11 protein-coding genes are annotated in these 16262 nt (G+C 38.6%); 1 reads left to right on the top strand and 10 read right to left on the bottom strand.

Translation table 11 applies throughout. From position 1 onward, the window contains the following. Window positions 1-641: 641 nt before the first annotated feature. The 3 genes from JEM65_RS20185 to JEM65_RS20175 all read right to left on the bottom strand — a co-directional run bounded on the left by JEM65_RS20185 (window position 642) and on the right by JEM65_RS20175 (window position 7250). Window positions 642-1673 carry a c-type cytochrome gene (locus JEM65_RS20185; protein ID WP_199603418.1) on the bottom strand — a complete coding sequence of 344 codons (1032 nt, stop codon included), beginning with the start codon at window positions 1671-1673 and terminating at the stop codon, window positions 642-644. Window positions 1674-1895: 222 nt separating this feature from the next. Next, window positions 1896-5855: an AsmA-like C-terminal region-containing protein gene (locus JEM65_RS20180; RefSeq protein ID WP_199603416.1), complete on the bottom strand. Its 3960-nt coding sequence runs from the start codon at window positions 5853-5855 to the stop codon at window positions 1896-1898. A gap of 168 nt (window positions 5856-6023) precedes the next feature. Further along, on the bottom strand, window positions 6024-7250 hold the full coding sequence (locus JEM65_RS20175; RefSeq protein ID WP_199603414.1) for a sensor histidine kinase: 1227 nt from the start codon (window positions 7248-7250) through the stop codon (window positions 6024-6026). Between the two features lie 426 nt (window positions 7251-7676). Between JEM65_RS20175 and JEM65_RS20170 the strand changes: the two genes are divergently transcribed. Next, window positions 7677-8885: a C40 family peptidase gene (locus tag JEM65_RS20170; protein ID WP_199603411.1), complete on the top strand. Its 1209-nt coding sequence runs from the start codon at window positions 7677-7679 to the stop codon at window positions 8883-8885. A gap of 365 nt (window positions 8886-9250) precedes the next feature. Here JEM65_RS20170 and JEM65_RS20165 read toward each other — a convergent pair whose 3' ends face one another. The 7 genes from JEM65_RS20165 to JEM65_RS20140 form a co-directional block, all read right to left on the bottom strand. Then, window positions 9251-9403 carry a hypothetical protein gene (locus JEM65_RS20165; RefSeq protein ID WP_199603409.1) on the bottom strand — a complete coding sequence of 51 codons (153 nt, stop codon included), beginning with the start codon at window positions 9401-9403 and terminating at the stop codon, window positions 9251-9253. 63 nt (window positions 9404-9466) lie between these two features. Then, complete coding sequence (locus JEM65_RS22915) at window positions 9467-9592, bottom strand: hypothetical protein (RefSeq protein ID WP_262895272.1); 126 nt, start codon at window positions 9590-9592, stop codon at window positions 9467-9469. A gap of 102 nt (window positions 9593-9694) precedes the next feature. After that, complete coding sequence (gene secA / locus JEM65_RS20160) at window positions 9695-13048, bottom strand: preprotein translocase subunit SecA (protein ID WP_199603407.1); 3354 nt, start codon at window positions 13046-13048, stop codon at window positions 9695-9697. Between the two features lie 173 nt (window positions 13049-13221). Continuing rightward, window positions 13222-13443: a DUF2795 domain-containing protein gene (locus tag JEM65_RS20155; RefSeq protein ID WP_010177336.1), complete on the bottom strand. Its 222-nt coding sequence runs from the start codon at window positions 13441-13443 to the stop codon at window positions 13222-13224. Between the two features lie 156 nt (window positions 13444-13599). Further along, entirely contained in the window at window positions 13600-14175 is a 576-nt protein-coding gene (locus JEM65_RS20150) for a cob(I)yrinic acid a,c-diamide adenosyltransferase (protein ID WP_199603405.1), read from the bottom strand. A gap of 437 nt (window positions 14176-14612) precedes the next feature. Further along, a complete protein-coding gene (locus JEM65_RS20145; protein WP_199603404.1) occupies window positions 14613-15296 on the bottom strand; it encodes an ABC transporter ATP-binding protein in 684 nt (227 codons plus the stop codon). A gap of 99 nt (window positions 15297-15395) precedes the next feature. Continuing rightward, window positions 15396-16166: an O-methyltransferase gene (locus tag JEM65_RS20140; RefSeq protein WP_199603403.1), complete on the bottom strand. Its 771-nt coding sequence runs from the start codon at window positions 16164-16166 to the stop codon at window positions 15396-15398. Window positions 16167-16262: the final 96 nt, after the last annotated feature.

Here is a 16262-nt window from a genome sequence, read left to right as displayed (position 1 = left end):
TTAAAAAAGAAGATGGAATATTTAGGAATTCAAATCATCTCAGCAGCAGATATTCAATAGCAACAACGCCATATGTTCTATTATAAATTATTAGTGTCCGATAAAGAATTAAGATCGCTGCGCTTATAGAATAAACCTGCCCTTGCCGACAGGCGGGGAACAAAGACTTGATTGTAACTGATTGATAAAGAGTCGTTATTCTTAATTAAATTTGCCCAATCACTTTAAGTGAAATTGGTTTCAAAAACGAGGTCTCATTTTTAAGTTCTTGAACCAGATCATGCTTTAAGGGGGTTTGCAAACTTTTCGCCTGTTTTACCAGAACACTAATGATATTTAATCATCAGTGTCCGGTAAAAAAAATAAAAAGTTAACAACGCTATTGAGGCAAGGAATGTTATGGAATTTTCATAATGACACCCTGCTGCTTATCAACTATAGTGATAAGGAATTTTAATCTAAACTCCATCTCATTGTCGTATAGTTACGGTTACGTCTATGTTCTTTTCCCGATAGTCGGGACTACAAGCGCAGCGGTCTTGTTCCTTTATCGGATCACAATGATATAAATATATAAACCTTTAGACTTCAAGCATTCTGGGACTTTAAAAAGCAATCAATAATTGGCAAGTGCTTTGGATCTATTTGGTCTTTTTAATATCAAACGTCTCTTTATAATACGCAATAATTGGTGGAAAAGGACCATATTTATGCTGTTCTGCAGTAAAATTGTCTTCCCAAGGTCCGTAAGGCGTCGAGACTGGTTTTAATTTTAAGTCTGGATAATCCTTTTCTTTGTTGGCTTTTTCAGGACGGTTAAAGCTATTAATATATCCCGCTACGTTGTAAGCCTCTTCATCAGTGAGGACAGGATTATCTCTAGATGCTAATAGGTACGGCATGTTTGCTTTTATAAATTGAGCAGCGGTCAACACTCTGTGCATCCCAGCACCATCATTATAAGTATCCTCACCCCAAAGTGGCGGATAGACATACCCGTCTTTAAAATCTTCATGTTTTAAACCTTGGCCATCTTGTTGGTGACATTCTACGCAATGTTGCGTAAATATTTGTTTGCCTTCTTCTAAATTTACAGCTGTATTAGGTGGAGCTAATTTTGTAAATCCTGAAACTTTCTCAACCTCATCTTCTGGCATGCCTTCAGTTAGCCAGTCCATATACGCTACCATTGCGCGCATTTCCCTGGAGTCCTCATCAATCATTTGGCCATTCATACTTCGCTCCATACAACCGTTGATGCGGTCTTCAATGGTTCCAATAGCATTTGACCGACCGCGGAAAGAAGGATAGCGCTGGGTAACACCGGCCCAAGAACCTGAACCTGGCCTGTTGCCTGAATCTAAATGACAACTCGTGCATTTGAGGTTATTACCTGACAAGCGCATTTGCGGATTTTTAGCCTGTGGACCCATGTGTTTTTGGGTTTCTGTAAGCAGTTCATAACCGTATTTTACATCGGGCATTATAAATAAATTTGCCATGTCGTCTGTCACATTTCTTGGTTCCCAAATGGTTATCATGCGTTCAGACTTTTGAAAAATCTCAGGGTTTGAACTGTAATAATATATGCCAATAAATATAGCAGCTATGGCACAGATAAGTAATGTTAGAATGACGGCTATGCGTCTGGTTAACCATTTATAATTGATCATAATGAATGAATAAAAAAAGCATTAAATAAAAATTAATCATGTAGGGTGCTCTGTTGAAGGTCATTAAAATTAAGGGAAATCTATTTGAAGCCTTAACTCATTTAGACCTAATGATAGTGACAATAGAATTTTACTAAAGACAAGACAGTCATAAATAACAGCGGCAATGTTTGTGAGGTGTCATGAGGTGGGAAATAATGGTGACGATTCCATGTGTTCAGATTACTCTTTCAAACTATCCCGCATCTTTCTCAATTTCCTGTTGCCCAATCTAATTTTGACCTTAAGCTGTTGCTTGCGCGCTTTTTTACTGTTTTGATCTTGAAGAAACTGTAGGTGAAATTTTGATCCGGCATCGTCATAAGTAGTCTTTTCTGGCAAGGTCAATCCATCATTGCTCTTGAGGTTTTTCCAAGGTACGGATAACCATATGTTGGCATATTCGTTCAGTTTTAACTGACCTTCAAAAAAGAAATGAATGGCGGACGACTGGAGTTCAGTTCGGGGAATGATGATTTCGCCGTCTTTGATCTCAAAGGTTTGAACGATCGGTCTGAATCTTAAATTTTTAAAGCGTTCCGCCTTCATTAAAGGAATGTTTTCCATAACGGGTTTATAGTCAAAAAGAGCCAGGCTATCAATTTCTATCCTCAGAACTCCATTTAGAGAGTTCATATCTACCTGCCCAGAATTATTGGCCGTACCAGTTGCGGTAAGTTTATAATTTAGATTTCCTGAAATATGTTCTGCCTGTCTCAAATGTTCATCCTTAAAATAATCAAATCGCGTTACCAATTCGTGGAGGTTCATGTCATGCACAGCCATGTCAATAGAAACAGGAGTGTTTTCATCAGCTTTTATGCCTACTTCTACAGTCATTACTATCTTGCCGCCATAAAAATTGAGTTGGGTGTCCTCAATTTTAAAACGCCCTTTATTATCAAATCTGAGCTGCGATTCAAAATTGGTAATATGAAATGCTTTGTGCTTTAAGGTATCTACCTGAATGGCAATGGCCGGATAGAACGAGGTATTTATTTTTGTGAGGACGTCTTTCCACTTTTGGAGATCTAAGTCTTTGGCGTCTGTCTTGTTTGGACTGACCGCTTCTGAACCTTCCAAAAATTCTTTGATATTGGAGGTGTCTAAATAAGGCGCATAGATGGAGAAATTTGAACTGTGCAGTCGGTTCTCGGTAGAACCATTTATAAATTCTGAAAACTTATCAATAGCTCCAGAAAAAAATAGCGAACTCTTCCCTGGTAATTGGATGTCGAGTGTTTCTAGCGTTGCCAGATCATTATTGATTTTAACATGCAAACTATCTACAGGAATTTGAAGATCGGCAGCTTTAAAGTCCACAAGCGTACCCCCAATCTTTAAATCGCCCGAGGCAGCAGAGTTGAATAATGTTAGGTTTTTGGATTGGCCTTTGTAGTTGCCGTAAAACTCAAAATCGCCCGACTTAAACACAAAGTTGGTCGTTTTTAAATAGTCGTTCAAATCTTCAGACTTTCCTTTTACCTGAACGTAAAAATTGAGGTCAAAAGGATTATCGTTCAGTAAGTCCATTTTACTGGTATGCGCATTGATTTCGCCTTGAATATTGGCTACTGTCGTTTTATAATTTAGGTCCAGATGATCTAGTTTCAAAATGGAATCATTTTCAAAATAAACCTGCGCAGCAATATTTTCAGTAATGAGGTCTTTATATTTTAAGGAGTCTATAGCCAATCGGATCTCAGGATTGAAGGCATTGACATCTTCAAAGATAGTGTGTAATGCCTTTTTATTTTTTGTACTGGCTTTAGTGTCATCCTTAAAGGATTCAATAGTCCTAAAAAGTTGATCCCCATCAAAGAAAGGAGCAGAGATTTCTAAAAATATAGATCCTGGATCTGTAATTTCGTCTAATAGAAAATTTGGAAATTCCTTAATGCGCCCGTTCAATTGAATGGGATGAAAATCGTCAATCTCCAGGTTGAATTGCTTCAGAATTATAGTAGAATGATCTACAAATAACGCTAAAGAATCTATGGCAATATCCATTTCAGCAGGGGGGTAATGGAGTTTTGTGTTGGTAAGCGTCAAGTCGCCTTTCGCACTTTTCAATAATTCATTGAACGCTTTAACATTACCATTGACGTTACCATTAAATTTAAATCGCCCAGAATCTATTCTGAAAAGTTCAATATTAAAAAGCTCTTTAAATATGTTTAAAGATCCTTCTGAAGTGGCAGCCGCGTTCATGTAAATGGCTTCCTGTAATTGGCTTTCCGGTGGATAAACTTTAATACTGCCTTTAAGGTTGGTGACGGCATCATCATAATTAAACTTAAAATTATGAAGTAAAATAGTCTCAGAATTGGCGATTTCAATATTTGATTTCAAATCGTTAATCACCACATTCTTGTATCTCAACGCTTTGATGTCTAGGTCAAATTTGGGATGAAATTGACTGTAAACCGCTTCGAGCGTTTCGTGCAAGGCCTGTCTATCCGTGTTTTTTGCATTGGATTCCGGAATAAACTCTTTGGCCATCTCAATCACTTCAGAGATGTTGAGATTTTCAGAAGTTAAGGTGATTTGACTTGTAGTGGGTGAGGTGGGCGACTTAGATAGCAATCCGGCAATGCTTTTTAAGGTGCCTTTAAAAACTAAATTTTCACCGTTGGGTAAGTTGACGGTCAAGTTTCTCAATATGGAGACCTCTTTGTTTAAAGCGACTGAAATGGACTGAATAGGCAGTTGTAAGCCGTTCTTCTTGAGTACAACCCGTGTGTTGTTCAAATTAAAAAGACCGGTAGCTTTATTTAAAATTTGATAAGGATTGGGAATGTCTCCCGATATGAGGGCTTGTAGTTGAAAATTACCACCCTTAAAATCGAAATTATCAGTTTCAACGAGTTTTGCTAAGGTTTCATTGCGTCCCTTTAAATTAACATTTGCTTCAATAAAATTCGCTGCTTCTGGTGTACTTTGATAATAGGAATTGACACTCGTCATTTTAATATCATCAAATTCACCATTTAACAGGTCAAAAGAAACTTTAATGTCTTTAGGTGATTTTTTTATCTTTCTTAAGCTATCCCTAGTATAAATATCGGTAGTTAAATGACCATTGAAAGCAGCGTTCTTTAAGTGTATCCTTTCAGAGATTACGATCTCGTTATTAATAGTAGAAAAGTCCGCTTTAACCTCTGGATTATTGCCATAGGCAAATTTTCCTGCAATTTTGACAGAGCTTTCAAAAGGCTTTTGGATGTCAAAATCCTTTAATTTACTGGCAATACTATCACTTAAAAGACGCTTGATGGTTTTAAAACCAGTCGTATTATTTTGTAGTTCAAAAACAAACCCGTTGGATTCAGCCAGGTTAAAATGGGCCGTTAATTGGAAAATCTGATCCTCGATATAGAGAGGGAACTTGGGAATTGTAATCGAATCATTCTTTATATCTACGCTGTATTTTGGATTTCCTGTAACACGGGCGTTCTTTAAAAAACTGCCTTTTCTGGTATTGAATCCCAAGTGGTTGATGCTCAAGTCTAAAGATGTATTGCCCTCCAATTTATCAGAATGGCCTTTAAAGGAGGTTCTGAAATTATGAATGTGCAAATCAAAATATTTGTTTAAAATAGTATCCTTATTGGTGTATTTAATATTTTCCAATACTATAGTGGCGCCTGTCTGATTGAGCCATTTGGGAAACTGAAACCCTTGGCCCACTTTTTTGGTACGCTTTAACTGTTCATGATAGGCCAGCGGGCGTTCTGAAATTACTTCCTGATAGAATACGGCGTTTTTAACATCTATTTTTCTAAATATGAAATCGCCCCTTAAAAGGTTACCGGCGCTTATAACTAATTTTGCCTCTTCAATTTGAAGTGATGAAAATTGGTCAGTAATGCTATCTGTATTGGTGTGTTTTATGTCTTTTAGGGTAAAACCAACATTGGGGAAACCGCTTAAAAAGCTCGCATTGACTGTTCCAATCACCAAGGTGCCTGAGGTGTTTCCAGCATACCATTCTTGCAGCATGTCAATGACGCTATCTCTATTAAACCAACCTATGGTAAAAAGGCTAAGCGGCACCAAGATAATAACGGCAAGGGTAATAAGAATGCGGCGCAACCATGTTCGGTTTTGTGTAGGCTTGCTGTTGGGCTTCGGGGGCTTCAAATTGAAATTTATTGAAAAATAAGAAGAATATTTGGGTTGTATAACATAAGCCTTTAAATACTTTTCAAACACGGTTTAGATGTGGGTTTTATGAGTAATTAAAAGTGTTGATGCCACCGTGGTATTTTACCCCGAAAAGAAAACTAAAAATACTTTTTTAGGTACACCTTAAGCGATGACATCCTGCCAGGTTTTTTTCAAAGTAAATACAAAGTTGGCACCTTCCTTTTTATTAGAGATGACGGCTATTTTTCCGCCCAAACTATGTACTAAATTTTTTACAGTTGCCAATCCGATTCCTGTACCGTGGAAGCCATTTTTATCTCTATTAGCGGTGGTAGAGAATAATTTAAAGATGCGTTTTTTGTCTTTAGGATCAATGCCTGGGCCGTTATCTTTGACACTGATTTTAAGTTCCTCATCATCTTCATAAACGTGTACGAGAATTTCTACCCTGTCCTGATGGTTGTATTTTATGCTATTGGAAATCAAATTACTAAAAATTTGATGTAGCGCGGTTTTATTGATAAAAGCGTGTAAGTTGTCATCAACTTCAATGGTCATCTCAACGTTTCCCTTGGTGACCAAAAGCTCTTCAATATCGTATAATAAGGATTTGATATGTACAGATTCTTTGTGTTCTGAGAGGCTGTTGGGGTCTTTACTGTAATTAAGAATGCCATCAATAAGATAGGTAGATTGCAATACTGAGGTGTGGACATGTTCTAAAAGCAGAACCGCCTCTGGGTCCATTGTTTCTGAATAATCTTCAAGAAGCATATCAGACAGGGCCAAAACATTATTCATGGGCGATTTGATGTCATGAGCCGCCACGCTTACAAATTTTTCTAAGGTTCTATTCTTGGCATTGAGTTTTCGGTTGCTTTGGTGTAAGATTATGGTCGTTTTTCTCAATTCCAATAATTTCATTAATTGATTGGCGAGCATTTCAAGGGCGTGTTCTTGCTCTGGGGTGAGTTGTTTTGGTTTCACATCTAAAACACATAGAGTTCCTAAGGGTAGTCCCTCAGGATTAATCAGTGGAATACCCGCATAAAAGACCAAATTAGGATCTCCAGTAACCAACGGATTATCTCGAAAACGCTCGTCTATACGCGCGTCATTGACTATAAGTGTTTTATCTTTTTGATTGATGGCGTGCGCGCAAAATGCGAATTCTCTTGGGGTTTCGTTGGTGTCCAGACCATGGTGAGATTTAAACCATTGCCGATCTTTATCGATAAGACTGATCAGAGACATTGGTGTATTACAAATCATAGAGGCTAAAGCGGTAATCTCGTCATACTCTTTTTCAGGTAAGGTATCTAGAATTTGGTAAGAGTTGAGCGCATCAAGTCTGTGACTTTCATTTTTTGGTACTTGAGGGAATTTCATAAGTATAACAGAGTAATGGATGTGAAACCGTTTATAACGTGCACATTAATTGGATAAAATATACCTTCGGTTTATTGCCCTTAGGGCTTAATTATCCAAGGTCTAACAAAGATAGACGTCAAAATCCGAAAAACCTTACTTAGCCATCCATTTAATGATTCATTTAACAGAAACTGCAATATTTGGCTTTAATTGTCCTAATTTTCCTCTGAAATTAAAGATTCTTATTAAGGTTTGTTTTTTGATGCTTATCCTTATGAGCATTAAAATTTTAAAACAAATGTTCAGCCTATTGTGTACTATTGTGGTAGCGCTTACAAGCGCTATGACGCTAAATAATGGCGTCCAAAGTAAAAAGTATGTTCGTTATACTTAAAAGATCAGTTATAATTTTATAATTTGCTGTTTCTTAAAAATCAAATTAAAATGATACAAAAGATTTCGAAAATTGGCGTTTTATTTCTGGCGTTAACACTCGCAATGAGTTGTGCCACAAGAGTTGAAAATAAAACGCATTTAACAAAAGAAATAGAAGCAGTTAAAAGCCAATACGCTCCGGACAAGAGAGTAGCGTTATTTGATGTCACTGCAGAAAAGAGAGGTAAGGTCTATATGTTAAAAGGTGAAAGTAATTTACCGGATGCTGTAGAGGCTTTAAAGAATAATCTGACCGCTGCAAAAATTGATTATATAGATAGCATTCAAATTCTTCCAGCATCAGCTTTAGAGGGCAAAACTTTAGGTTTGGTTACAATTTCTGTAGCTAACCTAAGAAGTCGGCCAGCACATTCTGCTGAATTAGCCACTCAAGCTACTCTAGGAACACCCGTAAAAATTCTAAAAAAGGAAAATAGCTGGACCTTAATTCAAACTCCAGATAAGTATTTGGCTTGGGTAGACAGTGGCGGGGTGGAAGATATCGATCAAGCGGAATTTGACCGTTGGAAATCGGCAACTAAACTCATTTACACCACCATTTCTGGAAGTAGTTATTCTATGCCTTTTACAGCATCACAAGTAGTGTCAGACGTTGTTGCCGGGGGCATTTTTGAGTTGTTAAGTGAAGAGGGTGAGTTTTACAAGGTTGTATATCCTGATCAACGCATTGCCTATATCAACAAAACAGAAGCGGAGCTTTACGCCTCGTGGTTATCACGAACCGATCCGTCCCAAGAAAATTTGGTAGCCACTTCAAAACGATTGATGGGTTTGCCTTATTTGTGGGGAGGTACTTCTCCAAAAGGCGTGGATTGTAGTGGATTTACGAAGACCATATTTTTCTTAAACGGACTCATCTTACCTAGAGATGCTTCCCAACAAATTCATACTGGAGATCTTATTGATGACAATCAAAACTTTGAGAAGCTACAACCGGGTGATTTATTATTTTTCGGTAAGAAAGCCACAGAGACCTCTCCAGAACGCGTGATTCATGTGGGCATGTGGATTGGAAACAATGAATTTATCCACTCTGCAGGACGTGTTAAGATCAATAGTGTAGATAAAAATGCAGCTAATTTTGATGCTTATAATCTGAATAGATATTTACGTACTAAGAGAGTTGCTAAAAGTGATATAGGCGAAGTGATTAATATGACGGAAACTGCAGTTTTTGAAGTATCAAAGGCGCAGTAGCTTCTGGGTGCTTGTTGGTGAACACTAGCAAGGGCATACGCTAAGTTGTTGGTGGAAAACACCAACAACGCATGAAGGACACCAACCACGACCTGAATAGTTGGAAAAAAATACGAGCGTCAATGTTGGTGTTTTTCACCAACATTGATTGGTTAAGTCGGAACTTCATTGAATGCCAATTTTGGTGTTTCATGAATGGCATAGCTTAGGTTGTTTTTATAAACTGCAATAACGGTGGCGACGAGGGCATAGGTTGGGTTGTTGGTGGAAAACACCAACAACGGCATGAAGGACACCAACCACGACCTGAACAGTTGGAAAAAGAACGAGCGCCAATGTTGGTGTTTTTCACCAACATTGATTGGTTAAGTCGGAACTTCATTGAATGCCAATTTTGGTGTTTCATGAATGGCATAGCTTAGGTTGTTTTTATAAACTGCAACAACGGTGGCGACGAGGGCATAGGTTGGGTTGTTGGTGGAAAACACCAACAACGGCATGATGGAAACACCAACCACGACCTGAACAGTTGGAAAAAAATACGAGCGCCAATGTTGGTGTTTTTCACCAACATTGATTGGTTAAGTCGGAACTACATTGAATGCCAATTTTGGTGTTTCATGAATGGCATAGCTTAGGTTGTTTTTATAAACTGCAATAACGGTGGCGACGAGGGCATAGGTTGGGTTGTTGGTGGAAAACACCAACAGCGGCATTTAATACCAACAACGGCATTCAAAAAAAAATCCTGACCTCAATTGAGGTCAGGATTTTTTTGTTATGAGATTCCTGCTTTCGCATAAATTGGATTACTCTTCCGTCAATACCCAGTCGCCTTTCAATAACAACGGTTCTGCTTGTTTGTATTTTAAGGTTCTGTTTTCACCACTCATCACATTTTTGATGGTCACTTTATCGTTACGTCCAATTTTAGGCTTATCGCGAACTATGGTTTCTACAACTTCCTGACGTTGGGTGTTACCCGCAGCCCTGCTTTGGGTAGAAAGCTCATCCAAATTAGGAATTTCCTCTTTGGTGGTTTCTAATTTTTCTTTAGAACGGACCTGACGTGCTTCCTGTATAGCATCAGTGGTTTCTGTTGGTAGCTCTCCTTTGAATAGGAATGAAATCACATCTTTGTTCACTTGGTCAATCATCACTTTAAATAATTCAAAAGCTTCAAATTTATAGATCAATAAGGGATCTTTTTGCTCGTGCACTGCCAACTGAACCGATTGTTTCAGTTCGTCCATTTTACGTAAATGGGTTTTCCAGGCATCATCTACGATGGCAAGGGTAATGTTCTTTTCAAAATCATTAATCAACTGCTTACCATTGGTGTTGTACGCTTTTTCAAGATCTGTAACTACTTGCAAACTCTTTACACCATCAGTAAACGGCACTACAATACGCTTAAACTTGTCACGTTGTGTTTCATATACATTTTGAATGATTGGGAATGCCATATCTGCATTGCGCTGCATTTTTTCTTTGTAGTGATTGAACGCTGCTTTATAAATTTTAGCAGCAATGTCCTGCTCTGACATTTTCCCAAATTCAGCTTCCGTAATAGGGGAGCTCATTGAGAAATAACGGATCAATTCAAACTCAAAATTCTTAAAGTCGTTAGCCGCTTTGTTGGTTTGGGTGATGCCTTCTGAGGTGTCAAAAATCATATTTGCCAAATCCACACTCAAACGTTCTCCGTGTAAAGCATGACGACGACGCTTGTAAATAACTTCACGTTGCGCATTCATCACATCATCATATTCCAATAAACGCTTACGAACACCAAAGTTGTTTTCCTCAACTTTTTTCTGGGCACGCTCAATGGATTTTGAAATCATGGAATGTTGAATCACTTCACCTTCCTCTAAACCCATTCTATCCATCATTTTGGCAATACGTTCACTACCAAAAAGACGCATTAGGTTATCTTCCAAAGACACATAAAACTGTGAGCTTCCTGGATCTCCCTGACGTCCGGCACGACCACGTAACTGTCTGTCTACACGTCTAGAATCATGTCGCTCTGTACCTACAATGGCCAAACCGCCTGCTTTCTTGACGTCGTTGCTTAATTTAATATCCGTACCACGACCCGCCATATTGGTGGCAATGGTCACCTGACCTGGTTGTCCTGCTTCTGCAACAATATCAGCTTCTTTTTTATGGAGCTTTGCATTTAATACGTTGTGGGACACTTTGCGAAGTGTCAACATTTTTCCTAGCAACTCACTGATTTCAACGGAGGTTGTACCAATCAATACTGGACGCCCTTCTTCTGAGAGTTTGGTCACTTCATCAATAACGGCATGGTACTTTTCGCGTTTGGTTTTATAAACTAAATCATCACGATCATCACGAGCAATTGGTCTGTTGGTTGGAATTTCAACTACGTCCAATTTATAGATTTCCCAAAACTCACCAGCTTCGGTAACCGCAGTACCGGTCATACCCGCTAATTTGCGGTACATTCTAAAGTAATTTTGGAGCGTTACCGTTGCAAAAGTTTGGGTAACGGCTTCTATCTTTACGTTTTCTTTAGCTTCAATAGCTTGGTGCAACCCGTCACTGTAGCGACGCCCATCCATAATACGACCCGTTTGTTCATCAACAATCATCACTTTATTGTCAATCACAACATATTGAATGTCTTTTTCAAATAGGGCGTAAGCCTTTAATAACTGGCTTAGGGTATGGATACGTTCTGACTTGATTCCAAAATCTCTAAACAATTCTTCTTTAGCGTCTGCTTCTTCTTCCTTAGAAAGGTTTTTTGCTTCAATTTTTGAGATTTCCATCCCAATTTCTGGCATTACAAAAAAGTTAGGATCATCATCTCCAGATAAAAACTCAACACCTTTATCTGTTAATTCTACTTGATTGTTTTTTTCGTCAATCACATAGTACAATTCCGCATCTACCTTAGGCATCTCACGGTTATTGTCCTGCATGTATTGATTTTCTGTTTTTTGAAGGAGTTGCTTGATGCCTTCTTCACTTAAATACTTTATTAAGGCCTTGTTTTTAGGAATACCTCTATACACACGCAACAACTTGAAGCCACCTTCTTTAGTATCTCCGTCAGCAATTAATTTTTTAGCTTCAGCCAAAACACCGGTTAAATAATGACGCTGTACAGCTGCAATACTATCTACTTTTGGTTTCAGTTCTGTAAATTCATGGCGGTCTCCTTGAGGTACCGGTCCAGAAATAATCAACGGTGTACGAGCATCATCAACTAAAACGGAATCCACCTCATCTACAATGGCGAAATGATGCGGCCGTTGTACCAAGTCGTCAGGAGCATGCGCCATGTTATCACGTAAATAATCGAAACCAAATTCATTATTTGTTCCGTAAGTAATGTCTGCCAAATAAGCTTTTTTACGTGCGGCAGAATTTGGTTGGTGATAATCAATACAATCCACGCTCATGCCGTGAAATTCAAACAAAGGTGCCATCCATGCGCTATCACGTTTTGCCAGGTAATCGTTCACGGTTACCAAGTGTACACCTCTGCCAGCAAGGGCATTTAAATACATTGGAAGTGATGCTACAAGCGTTTTCCCTTCCCCAGTGTGCATCTCGGCAATTTTACCTTGATGAAGTGCCACCCCACCAATTAGCTGCACATCATAATGAATCATGTCCCAAGTAATCGGTTTTCCTGCCGCATCCCAAGAATTTGCCCAAATTGCTTTGTCATCTTCTAGAGTGACATAGGTTTTGCTACCTGAGATTTCGCGGTCAAACGTACTTGCGGATACCGTGATGGTGGTATTGTGAACAAAACGTTTAGCGGTTTCTTTGACCACACCAAAAGCTTCTGGAAGAATGTCGTTTAAAACAGCTTCAGTGGCTTTGTAAATGTCATCTTTAATCCGGTCAATTTCTTGATAGATATCTTCACGCTCATCAATGTCGTCTGTAGCTTCCGCATCCTTTTGAAGTTTGTCAATTGTATCGTTAAAAGGCTGTCGTGCGTCTTCAATTTTTGATTTGAAAAACGCTGTTTTCGCCCTCAGTTCATCATGGGATAAGGCTTCCAAAGCGTTTTCAAAGGTTTTAACTTGGTCTACTATAGGTGTGATGGCTTTGACATCCTGTTTGGATTTGTCGCCAACAAAAACCTTTAATACTGAATCTAAAAAACTCATATGGTATTAGTGTTTACACCTCGACAAGCTCAGTGCAGATTAATATAATGTTGTTTGTATGCTGTTTTTGCCATTCAAGGCTTACAAAGATACGGTTTGTGCTAAGGTTATTAAAAAATAGCGCACAAAAAAAGTCTCATAAGGAGACTTTTTAACTAATTTTTCTGATTTATTTAATATTCGTCCTCGTTCCAGAGGTAATCTTCATCGGTTGGATAATCTGACCAGATTTCTTCAATTGAGTCGTAAGAGTCACCTTCATCTTCAATTGCTTGTAAATTTTCTACCACTTCTAAAGGCGCTCCAGTACGGATCGCATAATCGATTAATTCGTCTTTAGTGGCTGGCCAAGGCGCATCACTTAAATAAGATGCCAGTTCTAATGTCCAATACATGTGTTATTCGGTTTAAATTTTTGCAAAAATAATTTTTTTGTTGTAAGAATCAAGTAAAAAATGAATTATTTAACCATTATTAAAAAGAGCGTATAATTCTGACATGATTTCCTGACTATTATATATAATCAAAAAATAGGTCTCCGCCTAATTTTCTTACGATTCTTTTTTTGGAATCCATTGAATTTCTTCGGCCTCCAACTCACTGGACAACTTTCGTGCCAATACAAAAAGGTAGTCAGATAAACGGTTTAAATAGGTTAGAGATTCCGGTTGAAACGGCTCTAAGTCGTTCAGTGCTGATGCTAAACGCTCACCTCTACGGCATACGCAACGGGCTATATGACAGAATGACACCGTTTGATGACCCCCTGGTAGTACGAAATGTGTCATTGGAGGGAGGGAATCGTTCATGCGGTCAATCTCATTTTCTAAAAGTTCAATATCAGCAGCAGAGATTTTCGGAATGTTTAAACGTTCCTTGCCGTTTTTGAGCATTGCTTTTGCGGGATCTGTCGCTAAAGTAGCGCCCACGGTAAATAACCGCTCCTGAATGATCATTATAATTTCTTTGTAGTGTTGATCAATAGGTTGATCTCTAATTAAACCAAGATGCGAGTTAAGTTCATCAACGGTTCCGTAGCTGTCAATGCGAATGTGATGTTTGGGGACTCTAGTGCCGCCAAATAGGGCCGTGGTGCCTTTATCACCAGTTTTGGTATAGATTTTCATACTGAAAGATTCAATGTTTATAGTTCAAAGTTACGCGTTTTTAATGACGAATACACGACTCTTTTTTATAAAAAAGAGAACGATTCATTATCTGAAAATAGTATTGTCCGATAAAGAATAAAGACTGCTGCGCTTATAGAATAAACCTGCCCTTGCCGTCAGGCAGGAAACAAATATTTGATTATAACTGACTGATAAACAATAGTTGTTCTAAATTAATTTGCCCAATCACTCTTAGTGAAATTGGTTTAAAAACAAGGTGTCATTTTTAAGATCTCGTATCAGGTCATGCTTTAATGGGGTCACCTGTTTTACTGGCCACTGATGATCTGAAAAGTAAATTGTAAAATTATGGTTCGGTGGTGTTGCACTCTGTCAGGTAAATTAGCTTTAAACTCCTCACTCCTCACTCCTCACTCCTCACTCCTCACTCCCCACTAATTCCTCATATCACTCTCAATCACCCCATCACGCAAACGGATGATCCGTGATGCACGAGCGGCTACATCCTCTTCGTGGGTAACCACAATCACGGTATTGCCGGATTTATGAATGTCGTCAAATAATTGCAGAATTTCCAATGAGGTTTTGGAATCTAGGTTTCCGGTAGGCTCATCAGCAAGAATTATGGATGGTTTATTGACCAGCGCACGACCTACTGCCACACGTTGACGTTGCCCTCCAGACAGTTCATTAGGTTTATGGTGGATACGATCTGCCAAACCTACATCAGTCAATACTTCAGTAGCACGAATCTTGCGATCAGCTTTAGAAGCCCCAGCATAAATCATAGGTAAGGCCACATTATCTAATGCTGTGGTTCTGGGCAGTAAATTAAAGGTTTGAAAAACAAATCCGATTTCTTTATTTCTGATTTCGGCTAATTGATCATCACTCAGTTTGCTGACATCCTGTTCGTTTAAAATATAAGTGCCTGAGGTTGGGGTGTCCAAACAGCCTAAAAGATTCATCAAAGTCGATTTCCCAGACCCTGACGGTCCCATGATGGCCACATAATCACCGCGTTCAATATCTAAATCGATGTCCTTTAAAACATAGACCGTTTCTGAGCCTAATTGAAAGTTTCTGACGATATTTCTAATGTGAATGACGTTATCCATGGGTTAGTTTATGTTTAAATTTCTAATTACAGTGCGGTGACTTTTGGATCTGTAAAATAAATGATTTACGATTCATATGACGTGTAAAGGCACAAGTTGTTACACTCTAATTTTAAAATGTTCCTTGAGTTGTTCTTTTCTGAAAAAGGCAATTCCCCAATTAAAGGTATCCACCGTCACCGTCACCTGCGGGTGCTTTTTAATGATGTCCCAGGCTTCCGTCATACCTTTGGACCAGTAAATATCGTCAAAAATAAACACAGAATCGTTATGGGCAGTGGGTAATAACAGGTCAAAATAGGCCAATGTAGCGTCTTTGGAATGGTGCCCGTCAAAAAAAATCAAATCCCAGGTTGATTGTGGCAACTCTTGAATTTTATCTTTAAAGGAGCCTTGAAGGCTTTTAATGTTTGAAAGCTTTCGGTCCGAGAAATTGCGATTGGCCACTTTTAAGAGTTCTGGACAGCCTTCAATAGTAGTGATGTTTGCTTGAGGATGCGCCAAAGCCATGGCCTGTGTGCCGATACCCAGATTTGTACCTAACTCTAAGACTTCCTGTGGTTGAAAATACCTGACGATCCTAAAGAGGAGTTTTGCGTTTCTTAGGCTGGTACCTGACGTTTTTGCAATGGCCTTAATGTGGCGTTCATCTGACTTAAACACTTTAGAGCCTGATCCAAACTCTGTAATATGAATACTATCAGCATTGTTAAGCAGTTCTGAACGGTAAGACGCTAGGTCAGCATACGCTTCATGATCTGATCGGTCATAAAAGCATTTCGTAACCAAATGATATACAAACGGAGAATGCACCCCGTGTTGGTTACTTGCTTTTAAAAGGAATTTTAGATAGGCGATGAATTGATACACTGGTAAAAAATTGTTTCAGGTTTTTTCTGTTTCAGGTTTCAGGTTTCAGGTTTGAGGGTTCAGTTGGCAGTTTTTTGTTCAGAGTTCTCTATTCTC

The sequence above is a fragment of the Gelidibacter salicanalis genome, assembly GCF_016469035.1.
GTDB lineage: Bacteria > Bacteroidota > Bacteroidia > Flavobacteriales > Flavobacteriaceae > Gelidibacter > Gelidibacter salicanalis_A.
This window is presented reverse-complemented; position numbering and strand designations above follow the sequence as displayed.